The sequence below is a fragment of the Flavobacterium fragile genome (genome assembly GCF_023634865.1).
In the GTDB taxonomy this organism is placed as follows: domain Bacteria; phylum Bacteroidota; class Bacteroidia; order Flavobacteriales; family Flavobacteriaceae; genus Flavobacterium; species Flavobacterium fragile.
Genome location: NZ_JAMLJN010000002.1, coordinates 46879 through 66773 on the forward strand (window position 1 = coordinate 46879; position 19895 = coordinate 66773).

General features: G+C 34.2%; 14 protein-coding genes. 5 read left to right on the forward strand and 9 right to left on the reverse strand.

The genetic code is table 11. From position 1 onward, the window contains the following. The first annotated feature begins 32 nt into the window (after nucleotides 1-32). Nucleotides 33-896: a cupin-like domain-containing protein gene (locus NAT47_RS02700; protein WP_250580015.1), complete on the forward strand. Its 864-nt coding sequence runs from the start codon at nucleotides 33-35 to the stop codon at nucleotides 894-896. Nucleotides 897-925: 29 nt separating this feature from the next. Here the strand turns inward: NAT47_RS02700 and NAT47_RS02705 are convergent, their stop codons facing one another. Both NAT47_RS02705 and NAT47_RS02710 read right to left on the reverse strand, forming a co-directional pair. Next, nucleotides 926-2314, reverse strand: a complete 1389-nt coding sequence (locus NAT47_RS02705; RefSeq protein WP_250580016.1) for a dipeptidase — start codon at nucleotides 2312-2314, stop codon at nucleotides 926-928. Nucleotides 2315-2413: 99 nt separating this feature from the next. Then, complete coding sequence (locus NAT47_RS02710) at nucleotides 2414-8614, reverse strand: choice-of-anchor D domain-containing protein (RefSeq protein WP_250580017.1); 6201 nt, start codon at nucleotides 8612-8614, stop codon at nucleotides 2414-2416. Between the two features lie 168 nt (nucleotides 8615-8782). Between NAT47_RS02710 and NAT47_RS02715 the strand changes: the two genes are divergently transcribed. Together NAT47_RS02715 and thiL are read left to right on the forward strand one after the other, a co-directional pair. After that, entirely contained in the window at nucleotides 8783-9211 is a 429-nt protein-coding gene (locus NAT47_RS02715) for a regulatory protein RecX (RefSeq protein WP_250580018.1), read from the forward strand. 98 nt (nucleotides 9212-9309) lie between these two features. Beyond that, a complete protein-coding gene (gene thiL, locus NAT47_RS02720) occupies nucleotides 9310-10356 on the forward strand; it encodes a thiamine-phosphate kinase (protein ID WP_250580019.1) in 1047 nt (348 codons plus the stop codon). A gap of 84 nt (nucleotides 10357-10440) precedes the next feature. Here the strand turns inward: thiL and NAT47_RS02725 are convergent, their stop codons facing one another. Continuing rightward, nucleotides 10441-11982 carry a glycine--tRNA ligase gene (locus tag NAT47_RS02725; RefSeq protein ID WP_250580025.1) on the reverse strand — a complete coding sequence of 514 codons (1542 nt, stop codon included), beginning with the start codon at nucleotides 11980-11982 and terminating at the stop codon, nucleotides 10441-10443. Between the two features lie 85 nt (nucleotides 11983-12067). Then, the gene (locus tag NAT47_RS02730) at nucleotides 12068-12280 is read right to left on the reverse strand and encodes a hypothetical protein (protein ID WP_250580027.1); all 213 of its coding nucleotides are present in this window, start codon (nucleotides 12278-12280) and stop codon (nucleotides 12068-12070) included. A 121-nt stretch (nucleotides 12281-12401) separates the two neighbouring features. Here NAT47_RS02730 and NAT47_RS02735 point away from each other — a divergent pair, with 121 nt between their 5' ends. Next, nucleotides 12402-13085, forward strand: a complete 684-nt coding sequence (locus NAT47_RS02735) for a ComF family protein (RefSeq protein ID WP_250580029.1) — start codon at nucleotides 12402-12404, stop codon at nucleotides 13083-13085. 73 nt (nucleotides 13086-13158) lie between these two features. After that, nucleotides 13159-14751: an Ig-like domain-containing protein gene (locus NAT47_RS02740; RefSeq protein WP_250580031.1), complete on the forward strand. Its 1593-nt coding sequence runs from the start codon at nucleotides 13159-13161 to the stop codon at nucleotides 14749-14751. Here the strand turns inward: NAT47_RS02740 and NAT47_RS02745 are convergent. The 5 genes from NAT47_RS02745 to NAT47_RS02765 all read right to left on the reverse strand — a co-directional run bounded on the left by NAT47_RS02745 (nucleotide 14748) and on the right by NAT47_RS02765 (nucleotide 19693). Continuing rightward, nucleotides 14748-15512: a nitrilase family protein gene (locus tag NAT47_RS02745; RefSeq protein ID WP_250580033.1), complete on the reverse strand. Its 765-nt coding sequence runs from the start codon at nucleotides 15510-15512 to the stop codon at nucleotides 14748-14750. The genes NAT47_RS02740 and NAT47_RS02745 overlap by 4 nt on opposite strands. Nucleotides 15513-15594: 82 nt before the next feature. After that, nucleotides 15595-16356 (reverse strand): succinate dehydrogenase/fumarate reductase iron-sulfur subunit, encoded by a 762-nt coding sequence (locus NAT47_RS02750; protein WP_250580035.1) that lies wholly within the window; start codon nucleotides 16354-16356, stop codon nucleotides 15595-15597. Between the two features lie 33 nt (nucleotides 16357-16389). Then, the gene (locus NAT47_RS02755) at nucleotides 16390-16764 is read right to left on the reverse strand and encodes a four helix bundle protein (RefSeq protein ID WP_250580037.1); all 375 of its coding nucleotides are present in this window, start codon (nucleotides 16762-16764) and stop codon (nucleotides 16390-16392) included. Nucleotides 16765-16801: 37 nt separating this feature from the next. Next, nucleotides 16802-18811: a fumarate reductase/succinate dehydrogenase flavoprotein subunit gene (locus tag NAT47_RS02760; protein ID WP_250580039.1), complete on the reverse strand. Its 2010-nt coding sequence runs from the start codon at nucleotides 18809-18811 to the stop codon at nucleotides 16802-16804. Nucleotides 18812-18829: 18 nt separating this feature from the next. Beyond that, complete coding sequence (locus tag NAT47_RS02765; protein ID WP_250580041.1) at nucleotides 18830-19693, reverse strand: succinate dehydrogenase cytochrome b subunit; 864 nt, start codon at nucleotides 19691-19693, stop codon at nucleotides 18830-18832. Nucleotides 19694-19895 lie beyond the last annotated feature (202 nt).

Genomic DNA, 19895 nt, shown 5'->3' on the forward strand with positions numbered 1-19895 from the left:
TTTAATAATTTTGTTAAACTAAGTTTTGATTTATGAAAGGAATGCAATTAAGCGAAATTGAACGTGTGAAGAACATTTCAAAGGAAGATTTTTACAACAATTTTGTTAGAAAACAAAAACCTGTCGTTATTGAGAGTTTAACTGAAGATTGGCCTGCGTTTTCTAAATGGAATCTGAACTACATAAAAGATATTGCTGGTGACAAAACAGTGCCTTTGTATGACGACAGACCTGTTTCGCATAAGGATGGTTTTAATGAAGCACATGCTACAATGAAAATGAGCGACTACATCGACTTATTACAATCTCAACCTACCAATTACCGCATCTTTTTATATAACTTAATGAATGAAGTACCACAACTTCAAAACGACTTTAAATGGCCTAAAATTGGTTTACGACTAGTTAAACAATTACCGATGTTGTTCTTTGGTGGCGAAAATTCGAAAGTCTTCATGCATTTTGATATTGATTATTCGAATATTTTACACTTTCACTTTCATGGGGAAAAACAATGTGTTTTGTTTGCTCCAGACCAAACGCCATTTATGTACAAAGTGCCTTATTCATTAATCTCAAGAGAAGATATTGATTTTGAGAATCCTGATTTTGAAAAATTCCCTGCTTTAAAAAATGCAAAAGGACTAATTTGTAATCTAAAACACGGTGAAATGTTGTACATGCCAGAAGGTTATTGGCACTACATGAAATATGTCACACCAGGATTTTCAATGAGTTTAAGAGCTTTCCCAAGAAAACCAGCTAATTTGGCAAAAGCCGTTTACAATGTGTTTTTCATGCGCCATTACGATAATTTTATGAGAAAAAGAAAAGGACAAGCTTGGATTGATTACAAAAACCAAAAAGCTGTTTTGGATACGCACAAAAATCTATAAAAAAATCCCGATTTTCATCGGGATTCGTTTTATTTACTCATTTCTGTAAAATACTTATAGAATAATGGAATAGTTTCAATACCTTTTAAGTAATTGAAAACTCCAAAATGTTCATTTGGTGAGTGAATCGCGTCGCTATCCAAACCAAAGCCCATTAAAATAGTTTTACTCTTTAATTCCTTCTCAAACAACGCCACAATTGGAATACTTCCACCTGAACGAACAGGAATTGCAGGAACACCAAAAGTTTCAGTATATGCTTTATTAGCCGCTTGATATCCTATACTATCAATTGGAGTAACATACCCTTGTCCGCCATGATGCGGTTTTACTACCACTTTAACCGATTTAGGCGCTATACTTTCGAAATGTTTTTTGAATAATTCTGTAATTTCTTCCCAATCTTGATTTGGCACCAAACGCATTGAAATTTTTGCATACGCCTTACTTGCAATAACCGTTTTAGCTCCTTCTCCTGTGTAACCACCCCAAATTCCATTCACATCCAAAGTAGGACGAATTGAATTTCTTTCATTGGTAACATAACCTGCTTCTCCATGAATGTCTTCAATATCTAAAGCTTTTTTATATTTCTCTAACGAGAACGGTGCTTTGGCCATTTCCGCTCTTTCTGCAGCAGATAATTCTTCTACTTTATCATAAAAACCAGGGATAGTTATGTGATTATTTTCATCATGTAACGACGCAATCATCTTAGCTAAAATATTGATTGGATTAGCAACAGCTCCACCATACAATCCTGAATGTAAATCTCTGTTTGGCCCCGTAACTTCAACCTCAACATAGCTCAAACCTCTTAAACCAGTGGTAATAGAAGGTTGCTGATTGGAAATCATTCCTGTATCTGAAATTAATATAACATCATTGGCTAATTTTTCTTGGTTACGCTCTACAAACCAACCTAAGCTTTTTGAACCTACTTCTTCTTCCCCTTCTATCATGAATTTAACATTACATGGCAAGCAATTATTTTGAATCATATATTCAAATGCTTTGACATGCATGTACATTTGACCTTTATCATCGCAAGCACCACGTGCAAAAATAGCTCCCTCTGGATGAATTTCTGTTGTTTTAATTACGGGCTCAAAAGGTGGTGAAGTCCATAAATCGATTGGATCAGGTGGTTGCACATCGTAGTGACCATAAACCAAAACCGTTGGTAAATTTTTATCGATGATTTTCTCTCCGTAAACAATAGGATACCCTGGTGTTTCACAAAGCTCGACAAAATCGCAACCTGCTTTTTCTAAGCTAGCTTTAACTGCTTCTGCTGTTAATACAACATCATGAGCATAAGCGCTGTCTGCACTAACTGATGGTATTTTTAAAAGTTCGATTAACTCATTTAAAAAACGTTCTTTGTTTTCTTGAACGTATTGTCTTATATTGTCCATTGTGATTGTTTGATAAAGTTCAAAAATACAAAATTGATTTCAAATGAAATAAAAAAAGCCCAATCTTTAACGATTGGGCTTAATTACACCTTGAATGAATTAATAAATAATCTTCTTTGTTATTGTAACACCATTATCTAAAGTTACTTGCACTATTAAAGGCACATTGTTTTTCTGTAAATCTGAAATTTGAAAACTTCCTGAATTCACTTGACGTTTATGAAATAACAATTGTCCTAAAATATTATGAATTTGGATGCTTTCGATTTGATAACTAATAGCATCAATTCCGATTACCTCAGATGTAGAAATATAAACATCTGAGTTATTCTGAATATCTGGATTACTTAATGTTACATCAGTATATCTCAAAACAAAACGATTATTAATAATTCCAGTTGATGCTGTAAAAGAATAAGGAGTGGCTCTTAAATCGTGAATAACTCCTAAATGAAGATCTTCTAAATAAATATTCTGATTTCCTAAGAAAAGACCGTCCTTGTAAGCTATAGCTATTTGATGAACTCCTGTTGTGCCCACTTTTACTCCTAATGGAATTCTGTCATTTACATCAAATGGCAACGATTTACCTTGAATTTTAAAAATATCATTATCGATTATTGAATAAAAAGATTGACCTGAACCATATCCTACAACTGCATCATACATTCTATCTCTTTGATTTGTAGCTCCGGCCACATAACCTACTAAAATTCTATGTGAAACATTTGTAGGACCAACCAAATCTAACCAAATTCTATTTTTACTTTGTGATAAAGCCGGAACAGAATTAGACTCTTCTCTCGATGGCCTAAAAAACTCATGATTGTGATATGTTTTACTTCTCATGTAGTTTCTAAAAGTTACTGTTGTATCAACAGGATTATTATCTGGCGTATCTTCTGAAATCTCAACAAAGAAACCTTGTCCACCAGCTATATAACTAATAGCATTTGGACCCGAATGAACACCAACACTATTAATAGTAATATAATCGTTTGGAGTATAATTAGCATCATAGTCATCGTAAAAATGATCTGGATTAAGTACAGATGGCAAAGAACCGTGAGTCCATACATTAACAAAACCATCTAAAAATGGATTTTCCATAAGAAAAGCATTAATACTTATTGCTGACGGATAAGGATTACCAATTAAATTGAAATTATCCCCATAACGCGATCTAATGGAACCATCAGGACCTACTGTTCCTAAATTTCTGTTTGTACCTCTTAAAACCTGTGGAGTTATTAAACCATTATTTGGAACACCTGTAAAAGCAACATTCCATGGCTGTGTCAGCGTATTGCTAAATCCATTTGGAGCACGAACTATGTAACCTTTACCAGGAATCATAGTATCATTATAAGCAGCAACCCAATTTCCTTCACCATTGTTGTAATTAGGAGCCGTCGTTCCCCATTTCCAGTGATAATAAGCCGGTGTGGTTGGAGAAATGTTTCTAACTAGAAAGTTTTGAACTGGAGATGACCAATACACATAATCGCTTAAATGAATCTCATTCGCCGTACGTTCGTAGCGAATATTACCAGAATTAACACTTGCATCATTAATTTGAACTAATGAACCATCATCATTAATAATTAAATTAGCCCCAGACAAAACAGTAACTTCATTCTGAATATTGAAATACATTCCAGTTGTTACTCTTGCTGTAAATCCAGGATTTACGGTTAAACTACACGCTTCAATATTACCATTTAAACTTGTATCATAATTTCCATTAATAACAGCCGGTTTTAATAATGTAGGAGTGCCATCAGACCAAGAAGTTCCATCCCATGTAGTTGGAGACAGATTGGTTAACTTGATAGCTTCAGTAGCTATGTAACAAATTGCCGAATCTTCTTTAACTTGACAATAAAATTGATATCCTAAAATAGGGTTTACATCTGAAATCGTCAAAGAGTTTGTTGTAGCGCCGCTATAAAGCCCTCCATCAGTAACAGCTATCCAAGTGGTATCGCCTGGAGCTACATAAAACCATTGATAGGTAAGTGATCTACCTCCTGCATAACCCTCAACTGCTGAAACAGATAAAACTGCTGGTAAAGTACCACAAATTGCAGAAACGTTAGAAGGTTGAGATGTAATAATTGGACTTCTTCCTATACTCGTTGGAGGAATACCCATAGTAACACACTCGTTATCTCCATTAACATCAACACCCATATCAGTGTATGACCAATCAGTAGCAACATAAACAGGATTTGCAGTATAGCTACCAGGATTTCTCTTTAAATAATATCCAACAGTTAAAGGAGCAACAACATGATCTATAACTGTACCGTTAGATTTAAGTCTTAATTGAAATTCATCTTTTTCATTAAATCCACCATTTAATTCACCGTTGTTTGTTGCAACAGGACCACAATCACTACCTGAAACTTTTAATATGGCAACTTGACCAGGGGCTAAAATACCTGTTAAAGGTAACGCAACCTTCATAAAATTACTATAAGAGCTAGTTGCGGGATTGTTATCAGCATCTCTAAATAACTCATACTCACTTAAATCTTTTGGAGCTGTAGTACCATTATACAAAACAATAGTTCCACCACTTCCAGATTCTTCGTCAAAAATTTCATAAATAATCAAATCAGAAACAGAGCCTTCACAATCTGAAATAACTTCACTAATAACTTCAAAGTAAGCTCCAGTGTAGCAAGGTTGCGCATCCGAAATTACTAAATCTCCACTCGTAGCACCTAATGGCACTTTTACAACTAATTGAGTAGTGCTACTTGAAATTACAGTAGCCGTTAAACCATTGAAGGAAGCTGTTGCGCCAGTTAAATTACCAGATGAAGCAGTAATAACAACCTCGGTACCAGCAGGACCAGTAGCAGGTGAAATAGATGCAATACTAACTGGAGTACAAGATTGCGCTACAATTGTTTGAACAGTACCTATAGCTGACCCCGAAATAGGAATCGTAGTAACTATGTTAGAAACTGGATTTAAATCTACTTTTATAGTTCTTCCTGCTATTGCTAACGGAGAAATATCTGCAACTAACAAATAACTTTTAGAACCCGAAACATTAGATTGACCATTTAAGGTAAACAACATAGAGTTAGCCAATGGAATTCCAGAAGTCGAAATAGAAATATCGGTTCCATCTATAATACCGTTTTGGTTAACATCTCTAAAAATTCTAAAATTAGAAATATCGCTGGATACAACTGTACTTGTTGCATCTTTGGTTAAAGTTACTGTAGACACACCATAATTTGATGCACAAGTAGGATTTAAGGTAAAGCCCATCACAACATAATTAGGAGTACCTGCACTTACACTAGCTGCTGCTGGACTACCAGCATTTGTTAAAGCTAAAGACCCTGTAGTAGCTGCTGCAACAGTAAAATCAGACATTGCAGCTGTTGTATTAAAAGCATAAACTCTTAAATAATAAGTTATACCCGAGGTTAATGGATAAGTAAGTACTTCAGGATCAGAAGACAATGCCGAACTGGCTATTTTTGATGTAGTAGTACTAGGGCAACTAGTTTGATACAAATGAAGATCAATGTCTCCTGAAAAACCAGCTACCGAAAACGAATAAGAAGCTGTACATGTTGGTGTAAATTTATACCAAACGTCTTTATAAGAATCCAAAGATTCAGATGAAGAATTTATAAAACTTCCTGAAATTGGTGCTACATTACTAAACAACTCTATTGAAGCTGAACATACATCATTTACTGGTGGCGGTGGAAAAACACGACCACTACAAGTAACTGTTTTAGCTGTAGCTCCTGTAGAGGTTACATCAATAACTTCCGAATTATATAATCCTGCTGATAAACCAGCTTTTAATCTTACATAAATGGTGGTATTGGCAACTGTACGACTAGTTGGTGTTAAAGTAATTGAACTTCCAAAACCTGAAGCTGCAGCCAAAGAAATTTCATAATTTGTAGGTGCTGTTACTACAAGGTTTGAAGTTAAAAGTTGACCACTTACCACAAAAGACCCACTTGCAGAAGGCCCTGAACCTTCATTATAGTTTAGTGCTGTTAAAGTTGCAGGGGTTACTGTAATAGTTGGTTCTGCACCAGTTCCTCTAATTAAAAAATTATAAGGATCTTCATTAGGGTCATTATTTACAATTGAAATTTCAGCATTTCTATCTCCTAAAGCAGATGGAGTAAATGTAACTGAAAAAGTTGTTGAACTTCCTGCTGCAACTGTTGGAGCTGGCGCACTAGTTACAACAAAATCAGATGCATTGGCTCCATTAATGGTAATTGCCCCTAATGTTAATGCTGCTGTTCCTTGACTAGAAATTGTAAACGTTTTGGTTACACCAACACCTACTAATTCTGAACCGAAATACGTATTATCTGTTACAACCGGTGTTGTATCTCCATCTAAAATTTCAATACCATTCCCTGAAATAGAAATCTCTTCTGGGGAAGGAGCACCACAAAATACATTAACATTACTTAAATACCATGGAGATGTCGTTAAAGAAGCCTTTCTGAATCTTATGTAAACAACTGAAGATGAAGAATATGCCGACAAATCAACTGTACAAATAGTTGTACCTCCAGATGTAGTGTTATTGTGATCAAAAGTAGCTACAGAAGTGTATGTACCTCCTTGAGTTGTAGTAGAAACCTCTACAATCATCGACTTAGCAGTTGTGTTAGTCGACCTCCTTAAATCGAATGTTAAACTTTGAGGATTAGCTATTACTATTGTTGACAACGAACCTGTATTTGCATCAAAATTAGCCTCACCAGCCGAATAAGTTATATTTGTTCCAGCCCAACCTGACGGCAGTGTACTAAAAGTAGACTGAGTTAAACAAGGCCCAGTTCCTACCGTTAAAACCAAAGATTGTGTATCAGTACCTAATGCATTTGTTGCAGAAATTGAAATAGTAAAACTACCTGAAACTGTTGGTGTACCCGAAATTACTCCCGTAGTAGTATTGATGGATAAACCTGCTGGTAAACCCGTAGCATTATAACTAGTAGGGGTATTGGTAGCTACAATGGTATAAGAAAAAGCAGCTCCTTGCGTACCTGTTGCCGTTAGAGCACTAGTAATTGTTGGAGCACTTACTCCTGTTCCTTGTATTGCAAAAGTATATGGATTTTCATTTGAATCGTTATTAGCAATGCTTATTGTTGCAGTTCTTACTCCATCTGCTGAAGGATTAAAAGTAACTTGAAAAGTAGTAGAATTACTTGCAACCACTGTTGCTGAAGGAGATGAAGTAACTGTAAAATCTGATGCATTAGCTCCTGAAATTGAAATAGCCCCTACATTTAAATCCGCTGTACCCGTATTTTGAATTGTAAATGTTCTCACCATCGTACCTGATACCGTTGAAACAGAACCAAAATCAGTATGATTTGCTGTAGTAGCTGTAAGAGCTCCTGATACGATGTTAGTATTATTCCCTTGAAGATTAATTTCAGGAGCTGAAGGAACCAAAGTGGTAATGTTCCCCGTTAATTCTGTTAAATGATAACAAGTACCTGTAGTGTTATATTCATAAACCGCAAAATGATAGTTAGCGCCAGCTGTTAAACCAGTTAAGTTAATCGAAGTTCCCGCACCATCATATACCACAAAATTTCCTGTACCTATTTGAGTACCTGAACCAAAAGCAGCATTAGCCGTGTAAGTTGTTCCACTTACTGGGTCTGCATTAACCGCACCCCCTTGTCTTGCTACTACTAACACATTGTTACCATTACCTCTTGCCCAACCTAACGTAGCGGTTGTTTGTGTAACAGCTGAACTTGTGAAGGTTGTTGCTTGTGTTGATGGGGGTGTACAAGCTGTGTAAGCTGTCCACGATATATCATCTATAACAACTTGATTACCAGTAATATTTCTTATCTCAATAATTACATTTCCAGCAATATTTATATTATTAACTACAAATGTTTGTACTGACGTATTATCCCATGCTATTGATGTTCCTTTACTGATTCCATTTACAAACAACTCAACTTGTCTATTACCGGTACCCGTGAAGGCTTTTCTTAAATTACATGTAAAATTTCCTATTCCTCCTGCTACAGAAGAAGAAGTAACCTTACTTGAACTAGAAGCCCTCCTTAACATTAAACCTTTACCTGTTATGCCATATACATCTTCATTTCTTGATTCTACATATGTCCATGTAACAGAACCTTCTCCTACAAAATTAGATGAACTGTATGTTGATGTAGCATTTGAATTTGTGAAAGATTCTGTTCCCTGCCCCCACGACATCACTGCACACAACAATGTGAAAATTAGTAATTTTAATTTCATATATAAAATTTTATGTTATAGATTTGGCTTTTGTTAAATCTTTTCAGATTTATGTGGTAAATTTAAAATAATTTCTCAATAATCATAAAAAAAACGTATTAACAAATAATTAATATTTTTTTGATTCCCCAAAAAACATATGTAAACCCTTCAGAAATACGAGCAAAAATGGAATATTATTGCGCGTATCAGGAGCGTTGTTACAAGGAAGTTGAAGAAAAATTATACTCTTTTTCGCTCAATTTAGCGGAAAAAGAAGCCATCTTAACTCATCTCATCGAACACAATTTCATCAACGAAGAGCGATTTGCAAAAAGTTTTGTTCGAGGCAAGCACAATTATAAGTTTTGGGGTAAAAACCGCATTGTAAACGAATTAAAATTCCGAAATATCTCATCGCGTATCATCACAATTGCCTTAAAAGAGATTCCTGAAGAAACCTATTTAGAAAATTTCCACCTATTGTCCGAAAAACATTGGAACAGCATCACCGAACGAAAAGGGCAAAAGAAAAACAAAAAATTCGTAGATTTCTTACTTAGAAAAGGCTATGAAACACATTTGATTTATGAAAAGTTAAAGGAACTTGAAAAGTAAAAGGTGTTAGATAAAGGACGTTGGGTTTGTTAATGTTGCTTTTACCCTTTACCCAATTGCTTTCACCTAAAAAACCTATCTTTGCAAAAAAATAATCCATGTTAGAAGATAAAAATCAAAGCAGAACGAGTTTGGCTCAATTAGGTGAATTTGGCTTAATCGAACACTTAACTAAAAACTTTACGATCCATCAAGAATCAACTCTTAAAAGTATAGGTGACGATGCTGCAGTATTGAACTTTGGCGATAAAAAAGCAGTAATTTCTACTGATTTATTAGTAGAAGGCGTTCATTTTGATTTGGCTTACATGCCGTTAAAACACTTAGGATACAAAGCGGTTGTAGCAAATCTATCTGATATATGTGCCATGAATGCTACACCAACTCAAATCACGGTTTCGGTAGCGGTTTCGAATCGTTTTCCCTTGGAGGCTTTGGAAGAATTGTTTGAAGGAATTACGTTAGCTTCTAAAATTTACAATGTAGATGTAATTGGTGGCGATACGACTTCTTCTCAAAAAGGATTAATTATTAGTATAACTGCAATTGGTGAAGCAAATTTAGAAGATATCGTGTACCGAAATGGCGCAAAAGAAAATGATTTATTAGTAGTTTCAGGCGATATTGGTGCGGCTTATATGGGATTACAAGTTTTGGAACGCGAAAAACAAGTGTTTCAAGTAAACCCAAACAACCAACCGGTTTTAGACGATTACACCTATTTAATCGAGCGACAATTAAAACCAGAAGCGAGAACTGACATCAAAGAACTTTTAGCAAAATTAGAAGTTAAACCAACTGCCATGATTGATATTTCAGATGGTTTGTCGTCCGAGATTTTACACTTATGTAAGCAAAGTAATGTAGGTTGTAATTTATACGAAGAGAAAATTCCAGTTGACCCACAGTTGATTAATGTGTGTGAAGAATTTAATTTAGACATCACAACCGTAGCGTTAAGTGGTGGCGAAGATTACGAATTGCTTTTCACTATTAAAATGGAAGATTTTGATAAAATCAAAGGCAATCCAAATTTCACCGTAATCGGTCACATGGTTGCGGCTACCGAAGGAAACCATTTAATCACAAGAGCCAATACTAAGATTGAATTGAAAGCTAGAGGTTGGAATGCTCTTGAAAGTTAGAATTTAGAATTTAGAAAACCCCGAATTTCAGATGAAGTTCGGGATTTTGTCTTAAATCTTAATACTTAAATCTTAATACTTTAATTACATTTTCATCAACCAGTTTCTCATTGAAACTTCGTTGTTGATAATATCGCGTAATTCTGAAATCTTTACTCTATCTTGTTGCATAGAATCTCTGTGACGAATGGTTACCGTTTCATCTTCTAGTGTTTGATGATCTACTGTAATACAAAATGGTGTTCCTAATGCATCTTGTCTTCTGTAACGTCTTCCTACGGCGTCTTTTTCGTCATAGGCTACGTTGAAATCCCATTTCAAATCATCGATAATTTTACGCGCTACTTCTGGTAAACCGTCTTTTTTAACCAATGGTAAAACAGCAGCTTTTGTTGGTGCTAATACCGAAGGTAAACGTAAAACTGTTCTAGTAGAACCGTCTTCTAAAACCTCTTCTTGTAATGAGTTTGAGAAAACCGCTAAAAACATTCTATCTAAACCAACCGAAGTTTCTACAACATAAGGCGTGTAGTTCGAATTGGTATCGTTATCAAAATATTGTAATTTTTTACCTGAATATTGTTCGTGCGCTTTCAAATCGAAATCGGTTCTCGAGTGAATTCCTTCTAATTCTTTAAATCCGAATGGGAAGTTGAATTCGATATCGGCTGCAGCATTGGCATAATGCGCTAATTTTTCATGGTCATGGAAACGATAGTTTTCTTTTCCTAATCCTAGCGATAAATGCCAATTTAATCGTGTAGTCTTCCAGTATTCGTACCATTTCATTTCTTCTCCTGGTTTTACGAAAAACTGCATTTCCATTTGTTCAAACTCACGCATACGGAAAATAAATTGTCTAGCTACGATTTCATTTCTAAACGCTTTACCGGTTTGAGCAATTCCGAAAGGAATCTTCATACGACCCGTTTTTTGAACATTTAAGAAGTTTACGAAAATACCTTGAGCCGTTTCTGGACGTAGGTACAAATCCATTGCGTTTTCAGCAGAAGCCCCTAATTTAGTTCCGAACATTAAGTTGAATTGCTTTACATCGGTCCAGTTTTTTGAGCCACTTTCTGGACAAGCAATTTCTAATTCTTCTATTAAGGCTTTAACATCTGCAAGGTTTTCTGTTTCTAAAGAGCGCGCCATTCTTTCCAGAATTTCCTGCTTTTTAGACAAATATTCCATCACACGAGGATTCGTTGTTTTGTATTGTTCTTCATCAAATGAAGCACCAAAACGCTCACGTGCTTTGTCGATTTCTTTTTGTGCTTTTTGATTTAATTTTTCAGCATAATCCTCAATTAAAACATCGGCACGATATCTTTTTTTAGAATCTTTGTTATCGATTAATGGATCGTTAAACGCATCTACGTGACCAGAAGCTTTCCATGTGGTGGGATGCATCAAAATTGCTGAATCTAATCCTACAATATTTTCATGCATTTGCACCATGGATTGCCACCAATATTCACGGATGTTTTTCTTTAACTCCACACCATTTTGTGCATAGTCATAAACCGCACTTAAACCATCGTAAATTTCGCTCGACGGAAATATAAATCCGTACTCTTTTGCATGCGAAACTACATTCTTAAAAATATCTTCTTGCTTTGCCATAGTGCAAAAGTAAAAATAGCTTTGGAATAAACGAAAGAAATGATAATAAAAAAGTGAGGATTAACTTTTTATGAAAATAAAACGATTAATTCTCGTTCAATAAGAACTTATGTGTATTATTTTGTTGAAGGTTTTCAGGGGCATCGTAGTCTGTTTGATAGCTATTTTGAACTAAAGAATCGTTGAGCGATTTAATTTCTACTAGTCGGTTTTTCAAATCAGTTAATTCATGGTCTGATTTTACTCTAAAATCATCAAAATCAGCACGAATTTTAAAATATCGATAAGTTAAAAACATGAACAAACACATGTTGATTCCAACAATGGATATGACGAATATGTTTTTCTTGAAAATAATAATACTGATTTTTTTGTAAATTTATTTTTTTATATTTTGGTTATTACAATTAATCGACAACATGCTAAAAAACCTGATAAACTTAATTTTCCCAAAACTTTGTAGTGGATGTAAGAACTTGCTTCTCAAAAACGAGATAATTTTATGCAGCCAATGCATTCATGATTTACCTTTTACTCTACATCATAATTTATATCCAAACGAGGCCTCAAAAAAATTTGATGGTATTATTCCAATAGAATTCTGTTCGTCTATGTTGTATTTTCATCATGATGGAATTGTGCAAAACTTAATTCACGATTTAAAATACAGAAATCAACAAAAAATAGGAACGCTTTTAGGAAATTGGTATGCTAATGATTTAAAAACTATTCATGAAAAATTTAATTTTACTGAAATAATACCTGTTCCGTTGCATTCGAAAAGACTTGAAGAGCGCGGGTATAATCAGGTAACCACATTTTGTGAAGCTATTGCAAAAGGCATAGAAATTCCTCTAAATTCTAATTTGTTGTTTAGAAATAGATATTCTAAAACGCAAACCCAAAAAGACAAAGAACATCGAAAAGAAGTTTCAAATGCTTTATTTGATGTAAAATTTACAAATCTTGACCACAACAAACACTTTTTATTAGTCGATGACGTTATTACATCTGGAGCTACACTAGAAGCATGCACAAGAGCCTTATTAAAAATACCTGATGCAAAAGTAAGCATCATAACTATGGCCTATACGCTTTCATAAAAATTAGTAAAAATTGTATGTTTGCACTAATTATAGTTGTTATTTTGTAACATCATTATTTAAATTAAATCCATTGAAAAAAATAGCCTTTATATTAGCAAGTCTTTTGCTGCTTTCGAGTTGTGCTAAGCGAGGCACCATCACAGGTGGCGCTAAAGACACTATAGCTCCTAAAATTATTTTTAGCAGTCCTGATAATTTTACTTCAGATTTTAAAGGCAATGAAATTAAAATTACTTTTAATGAACTTATAAAAATCAAAGACATTAATAAACAATTGATTATTTCTCCACCAATGAAGAAACAACCTATAATTGTTCCTCAAGGGAGTGCAAGTAAATTCATTTCAATTAAAATTTTAGATACTTTACAACCGAACACAACCTACAGTTTTAATTTTGGCCAAAGTATTACTGATAACAACGAAGGAAATCCGTATTCACAATTTAAATACGTTTTCTCAACAGGTAAATATATCGACTCACTGACGATAGTTGGCAAAATTAAAGACGCTTACGAACAAAAACCAGACAACTTTGTTAGCGTTATGCTCTATGATGCTGCAACTTTTAACGACTCTACTGTTTATAAAAAAACTCCTTTATACATTACCAATACCTTAGATAGTTTAAAAGCTTATTCACTTGAAAACCTTAAAGAAGGGACGTATAAAATTATTGCTCTTAAAGATAAATCAAACAATAATTTATACAATCCTGGGGTTGATAAGATTGGTTTTTTAGATTTTCCAATAACTATTCCAACCACTGAAATGTATGAGTTGGAATTATTTAAAGAAAAATTACCTTTCAAAGCTGAAAAACCTACACAAGAAAGCAATAACAAACTTTTTTTAGGGTACGAAGGAGACTTCAAAAACACTAAAATTTCGGCTTCCTACAACAATAAAGAAGTCCCAATTAAAATAGCTAAATTTCCTGAAAAGAATAAAGATTCTGTACTTATTTTTTACCCTAATGTAAAAATGGATTCCATCCAAATTTCGGTTAATAACGGGTCTTATCATAAATCTTTTGTTACGAAGCTTAAAGATTTAAAAGAAGCTGATTCGTTGTCTATTGAGAAGAAAACGGGCGGTATTCTTCCATACAGAGATTCATTTGTAATAAAATCTAAAACTCCAATCACTCAGATTGACGAGTCTAAAATCACACTTCGAAATAAAGATTCTGTATTGGTAAAATTAACTGCTAAAATTCATGATTTTGATCGAGAAATATCGTTTGATTTCAAAAAAGAAGAAAACGAAAAATATACCTTAGAACTACTTCCTGGTGCCATAAAAGACTTTTACGAATCTACCAATGATACCCTAAAATACAATTTTAGCACGAAACAACTTTCAGATTACGGAAATTTGAAAGTAAACTTAATGAACACAAAACGTTTTCCTATCATTGTAGAACTTTTAGAAAAAGAAAACGTTTTATATCGCATGAGTTCTGCTACTGCAACAAGTTTTTATTTTGAAACTATAGAACCAAAATTATACACCTTAAGAATCATTTATGATGACAACTCTAATGGTGAGTGGGATACAGGAGATTACTTAGCCAAAAAACAGGCAGAACAAATTATTTACTTTCCAAAACTCATCGATGTGCGAGCCAATTGGGATGTGGAACAAGATTTTATTTTAGATTAGATAATCATATAACTATCTCTATCGTTTAAAAAGTTGAATTTAGCTCTAGCTTCATTCTGTCTTGTCTTGTCTAATTCGATGATGAAAACACCTAATTCATCTTCACAATCTAAAATATTTTTTCCTAAATAATCAACAACATGTGAATGGCCTGGATAATCCATTTTGTTTGCATCTTCCCCTATTCTATTAACACCAATAGTATAACACATGTTTTCTATAGCTCGAGCTCTTAAAAGAGTATCCCAAGCACTTATTCTAGGAATTGGCCAGTTGGCTACATATAATAATAAATCATAGTCTTCTGTGTTTCTCACAAAAACAGGAAAACGTAAATCGTAACAAATTTGAAGGCAAATCTTCCAATTGTTGTAATTTACAATTACTTTCTCATTTCCTTTTGTATATACTTTATCCTCTCCGGCTAAAGTAAACAAATGACGTTTATTGTAGTATTGAACTTCTCCTGATGGAAAAACAAAAACCATTCGATTGTAATAGTTATCGTTTTCTTTGATTACTAAACTTCCGGTAATGGCGCAGTTTTTTCTCTTAGCTAACTCTTTCAACCAAGTCATTGTTTCTCCTTCCATAGTTTCCGCTACAACCGATGGACTCATGGTAAACCCAGAAGTAAACATTTCAGGTAAAACAAATAAATCAAACGATTCCTCTTCATTTAAGAAATATTCTTCAATAAATTTTCGATTTACTTGTGGATTTTCCCAAGCTAATTTGGTTTGAAAAAGGGCTACTTTCATTGGATATTAATTTGGTTTAAAAATACAAAAAAACGCATCCAAATAAATGAATGCGTTTTTATTATTTTAAAGTTTCAATGAATTATTTCAAAGAAGCTTTTAAGTACTCTCTGTTCATACGAGCGATATTTTCTAACGAAATTCCTTTCGGACATTCGATTTCACATGCTCCAGTATTGGTACAATTTCCGAATCCTTCTTCGTCCATTTGACGTACCATGTTTAAAACACGTTGCGTAGCTTCTACTTTACCTTGTGGTAACAAAGCATATTGTGATACTTTAGCACCAACGAATAACATCGCAGAACCATTTTTACATGTTGCTACACAAGCTCCACATCCAATACAAGCTGCTGCCATAAAAGCTTTATCAGCATCATCTTTAGGAACTGGAATAGAGTTGGCATCGATAGTGTTTCCAGACGTGTTTACTGATACGAAACCACCTGCTTGTTGAATTCTATCGAAAGCACTTCTGTCTACTACTAAATCTTTTACCACAGGAAAAGCTTTACTTCTCCAAGGCTCGATATAAATAGTATCTCCATCATTGAACATTCTCATGTGTAACTGACAAGTAGTAATACCACTATCTGGTCCGTGAGCACGTCCGTTGATGTATAAAGAACACATTCCGCAAATACCTTCACGACAGTCGTGGTCAAATGCTACTGGTTCTTTCTTCTCATTAATTAATTGTTCGTTTAACTGGTCTAACATTTCCAAAAACGAACTTGCAGTAGAAACATTATCTAATTTGTAAGTTTCCATGCTACCTTTAGCTTTAGCATTTTTCTGACGCCAAATTTTAAGGGTTATATTGATATTTTTTGCTGCACTCATGTTGTATATTTTTAAGTGATTGGTAATTAGTGATTAGTGATTAGCTTTTGAAAGCGTGTTATAAAATGCATTTATCATTTTACTCTCTTCATTAATCAAACTAATTATGTGATTAAACATATTAATATCTTGAATAAAATCTAATTCATTTGCAATAAGTAACTGCGTTTCCAATTCATATAAAGAACCTCTTGAAATATCAATGAAATGACTAAAAGACTTATCGGTATTTCTTCCATATCCTTCTGCTATATTTGAAGGGATGGAAATTGCTGCTCTTTTTATTTGACTTGTTAATGCATATAACTCTTCTTGAGGAAAAGTTTTCACTAGTCTATAAGTAGAAATAACAATTTCAAAACCTTTTTGCCAGATTAATAAGTCTTTATATGATTTAATTGTACTCATTTGACTAATTACTAGTTACTATTCACTAATTACTTCATTATTTGTAATTTCTAGCTGCAATTTTAATTTCTTCGTATACTAATTCTTCTTTGTGAAGTTCTGCTTTACTGATATCGCTTCCTTTGTATTCCCAAGCTCCAACAAACTTAAAGTTTACATCATCACGTAAAGTTTCTCCTTCAGCATCTTGATATTCTTCACGGAAGTGACCTCCACAAGACTCTTTACGCTGTAAAGCATCCATTGCCATCAATTGACCTAATTCGATAAAGTCAGCTACACGCATTGCTTTGTCTAACTCAGGATTCAATTCATCAGCGCTTCCTGGAACATAAACTTCATTGTAAAACTCTTCTTTTAACTGAGCAATCTCTTGGATAGCTTGTTTTAAACCTTCTTCGTTACGAGCCATACCTACTTTATTCCACATAATTAAACCTAAACGTTTGTGGAAGTGATCAACTGATTTAGAACCGTTGTTATTTAAGAATTTGCTTATTGCATCTTTAACTCTTGATTCTGCTTCAGCAAATTCTGGAGCATCTGTAGAGATTTTACCTGTTCTAATTTCGTCAGCTAAATAGTTAGAGATAGTGTATGGCAATACGAAATATCCATCCGCTAAACCTTGCATTAAAGCTGAAGCTCCTAAACGATTTGCCCCGTGGTCAGAGAAATTTGCTTCACCTGCTACGAAACAACCAGGAATAGTAGATTGTAAGTTATAATCAACCCAAACACCTCCCATAGTGTAGTGAACCGCTGGGTAAATTTTCATTGGAGTTTCATACGGATTCTCATCGGTAATTTTTTGATACATTGTAAACAAGTTACCGTATTTCTCTTCCAACCAAGCTTTACCTAATTTAGTAATTTCTTCTGGTGTAGGATTATGGTTTCCTTTAGCGTAAGCCGCTTGTCTACCTTTGTTTTGAATTTCAGTAGAGAAATCTAAGTAAACTCCTTCGTTAGTATCGTTAGCTTCAATTCCGAAACCAGCATCGCAACGCTCTTTAGCTGCTCTCGAAGCAACGTCACGAGGCACTAAGTTACCGAAAGCTGGATATCTTCTTTCTAAGAAATAATCTCTATCTTCTTCTGCAATTTGAGTTGGTTTTAATTTACCCGCTCTAATTGCTTCTGCATCTTCTTTTTTCTTTGGAACCCAAATACGACCAGAGTTACGTAACGACTCAGACATCAACGTTAATTTTGACTGATTGGTTCCGTGTACTGGAATACAAGTTGGGTGAATTTGTACAAAACAAGGATTAGCAAATAACGCACCTTGCTTGTGAACTTTCCAAGCAGCTGTAACGTTACTTCCCATAGCGTTTGTTGATAGGAAATATACGTTTCCATAACCTCCAGAAGCAATAACTACTGCATGAGCTGAATGTCTTTCGATTTCACCAGTAATTAAGTTACGTGCGATTATTCCACGAGCTTTTCCATCTACTTTTACTAAGTCTAACATTTCATGTCGGTTGTACATTTTTACACGACCTAACCCGATTTGTCTTGATAAAGCAGAATACGCTCCTAATAATAATTGCTGACCAGTTTGTCCTGCAGCGTAGAAAGTACGTTGTACTTGTGTTCCACCGAACGAACGGTTATCTAACATTCCACCATATTCACGTGCAAAAGGAACACCTTGAGCGACACATTGATCGATAATATTACCTGAAACTTCTGCTAAACGGTGAACGTTTGCTTCACGTGCACGGTAATCACCTCCTTTAATTGTATCATAGAAAAGACGGTAAACGCTATCACCATCATTTTGATAATTTTTAGCCGCATTGATACCCCCTTGAGCGGCAATCGAGTGTGCACGACGAGGAGAATCTTGAAAACAGAATGCTTTCACATTATACCCCATTTCTCCAAGAGAAGCGGCAGCTGAAGCACCTGCTAAACCAGTTCCTACCACAATAATATCGATTTTTGGTCTATTGTTTGGAGCAACTAATTTCAAGTGATTTTTATGATTGGTCCATTTATCTTTTAAAGGACCAGCTGGTATTTTAGAATCTAACTTCATAATATATACTGATGTTGATTATTTTTTTAAGTGTAAAAAGATTGGAATGATTGCAAACAATAATGGAACTATTACTGCAAATGCTTTTCCTACAAACTTGATAACTGGAGTTATTTTAGAACTATTAACACCCAATGATTGGAAAGCACTTTGAAAACCATGCCACAAGTGGAACCCTAAAGCACCCATTGAAAAAACATAGAAAATTGTAAAAGCTAAACCAAACTTAGGATCTTTAAAGAAATCAACTGTTAATTTGTGTAAGTCTTTATATAAATCTGCAGCCTTAACATCAGCTTGACTATAATGCAATTCTGTTTTATTTTTAATCACAAACTGTTTAGGCAACATAGTAACAGGATCTGGCTTTTCTCCTTCTTTAGCCACTTGTTCTACTGGGAAAAATTGACCTACTTGAGTTCCAACATAAAACTTTTGTTTGTTTCCTTGCACTTCGATTTCTTTAACCATTAACGGCATGTTTTTATCGAAATGCATTTTAGCCCAAAAATTTACCATGTGGGTTGCAATAAAAACTAAAATGATTGTTCCTAAAACAGCCATATTTCTTGAAGCAAAACTACTTGAAGAACCATCCGTTTTAGCATAACCAACAGGCCTTGCTTTTTTGTTTTGAATGGTCAACATAATTCCATCAATTGCATGGAAAATAATTGAAATGTAAGTTAAATAGGAAAGTAACTTTACTGCTGGATTAGTGGTCATGAACAATGCATATTCATTAAATTGCAAACTGGTTCCAAAAATCAATTGAAGATTTCCTGCCAAGTGTCCCGCCAAAAACAAGCATAAGAATAAACCTGTAAGAGCCATCCAGTATTTTTTTACTATAGACGACTTTAATAGTGCTGATTTTGCCATAATTTTTATTTGATTGTACTAGTTTAATAAAAAATCAAACAAAAATACGGCTATTTGAATTTAACTACAACCTTTTCTAGCTAATTTATAATGATTTTAAAATGAATTTAACTAACGTTGAATATCAGAGATTTACAAGAATAAAAAAGATCTATGTATAGTATTTTTGCAAAAAATATTTATCAGATAGGATTTCTTATCT

What these genes read in the sequence shown, in the direction of transcription:
- NAT47_RS02700 (WP_250580015.1), top strand. Translation starts at nt 33, where the DNA reads ATGAAAGGAATGCAATTAAGCGAAATTGAACGTGTGAAGAACATTTCA.
- NAT47_RS02705 (WP_250580016.1), bottom strand. Translation starts at nt 2,314, where the DNA reads ATGGACAATATAAGACAATACGTTCAAGAAAACAAAGAACGTTTTTTA.
- NAT47_RS02710 (WP_250580017.1), bottom strand. Translation starts at nt 8,614, where the DNA reads ATGAAATTAAAATTACTAATTTTCACATTGTTGTGTGCAGTGATGTCG.
- NAT47_RS02715 (WP_250580018.1), top strand. Translation starts at nt 8,783, where the DNA reads ATGGAATATTATTGCGCGTATCAGGAGCGTTGTTACAAGGAAGTTGAA.
- thiL (WP_250580019.1), top strand. Translation starts at nt 9,310, where the DNA reads ATGTTAGAAGATAAAAATCAAAGCAGAACGAGTTTGGCTCAATTAGGT.
- NAT47_RS02725 (WP_250580025.1), bottom strand. Translation starts at nt 11,982, where the DNA reads ATGGCAAAGCAAGAAGATATTTTTAAGAATGTAGTTTCGCATGCAAAA.
- NAT47_RS02730 (WP_250580027.1), bottom strand. Translation starts at nt 12,280, where the DNA reads ATGTTTTTAACTTATCGATATTTTAAAATTCGTGCTGATTTTGATGAT.
- NAT47_RS02735 (WP_250580029.1), top strand. Translation starts at nt 12,402, where the DNA reads ATGCTAAAAAACCTGATAAACTTAATTTTCCCAAAACTTTGTAGTGGA.
- NAT47_RS02745 (WP_250580033.1), bottom strand. Translation starts at nt 15,512, where the DNA reads ATGAAAGTAGCCCTTTTTCAAACCAAATTAGCTTGGGAAAATCCACAA.
- NAT47_RS02750 (WP_250580035.1), bottom strand. Translation starts at nt 16,356, where the DNA reads ATGAGTGCAGCAAAAAATATCAATATAACCCTTAAAATTTGGCGTCAG.
- NAT47_RS02755 (WP_250580037.1), bottom strand. Translation starts at nt 16,764, where the DNA reads ATGAGTACAATTAAATCATATAAAGACTTATTAATCTGGCAAAAAGGT.
- NAT47_RS02760 (WP_250580039.1), bottom strand. Translation starts at nt 18,811, where the DNA reads ATGAAGTTAGATTCTAAAATACCAGCTGGTCCTTTAAAAGATAAATGG.
- NAT47_RS02765 (WP_250580041.1), bottom strand. Translation starts at nt 19,693, where the DNA reads ATGGCAAAATCAGCACTATTAAAGTCGTCTATAGTAAAAAAATACTGG.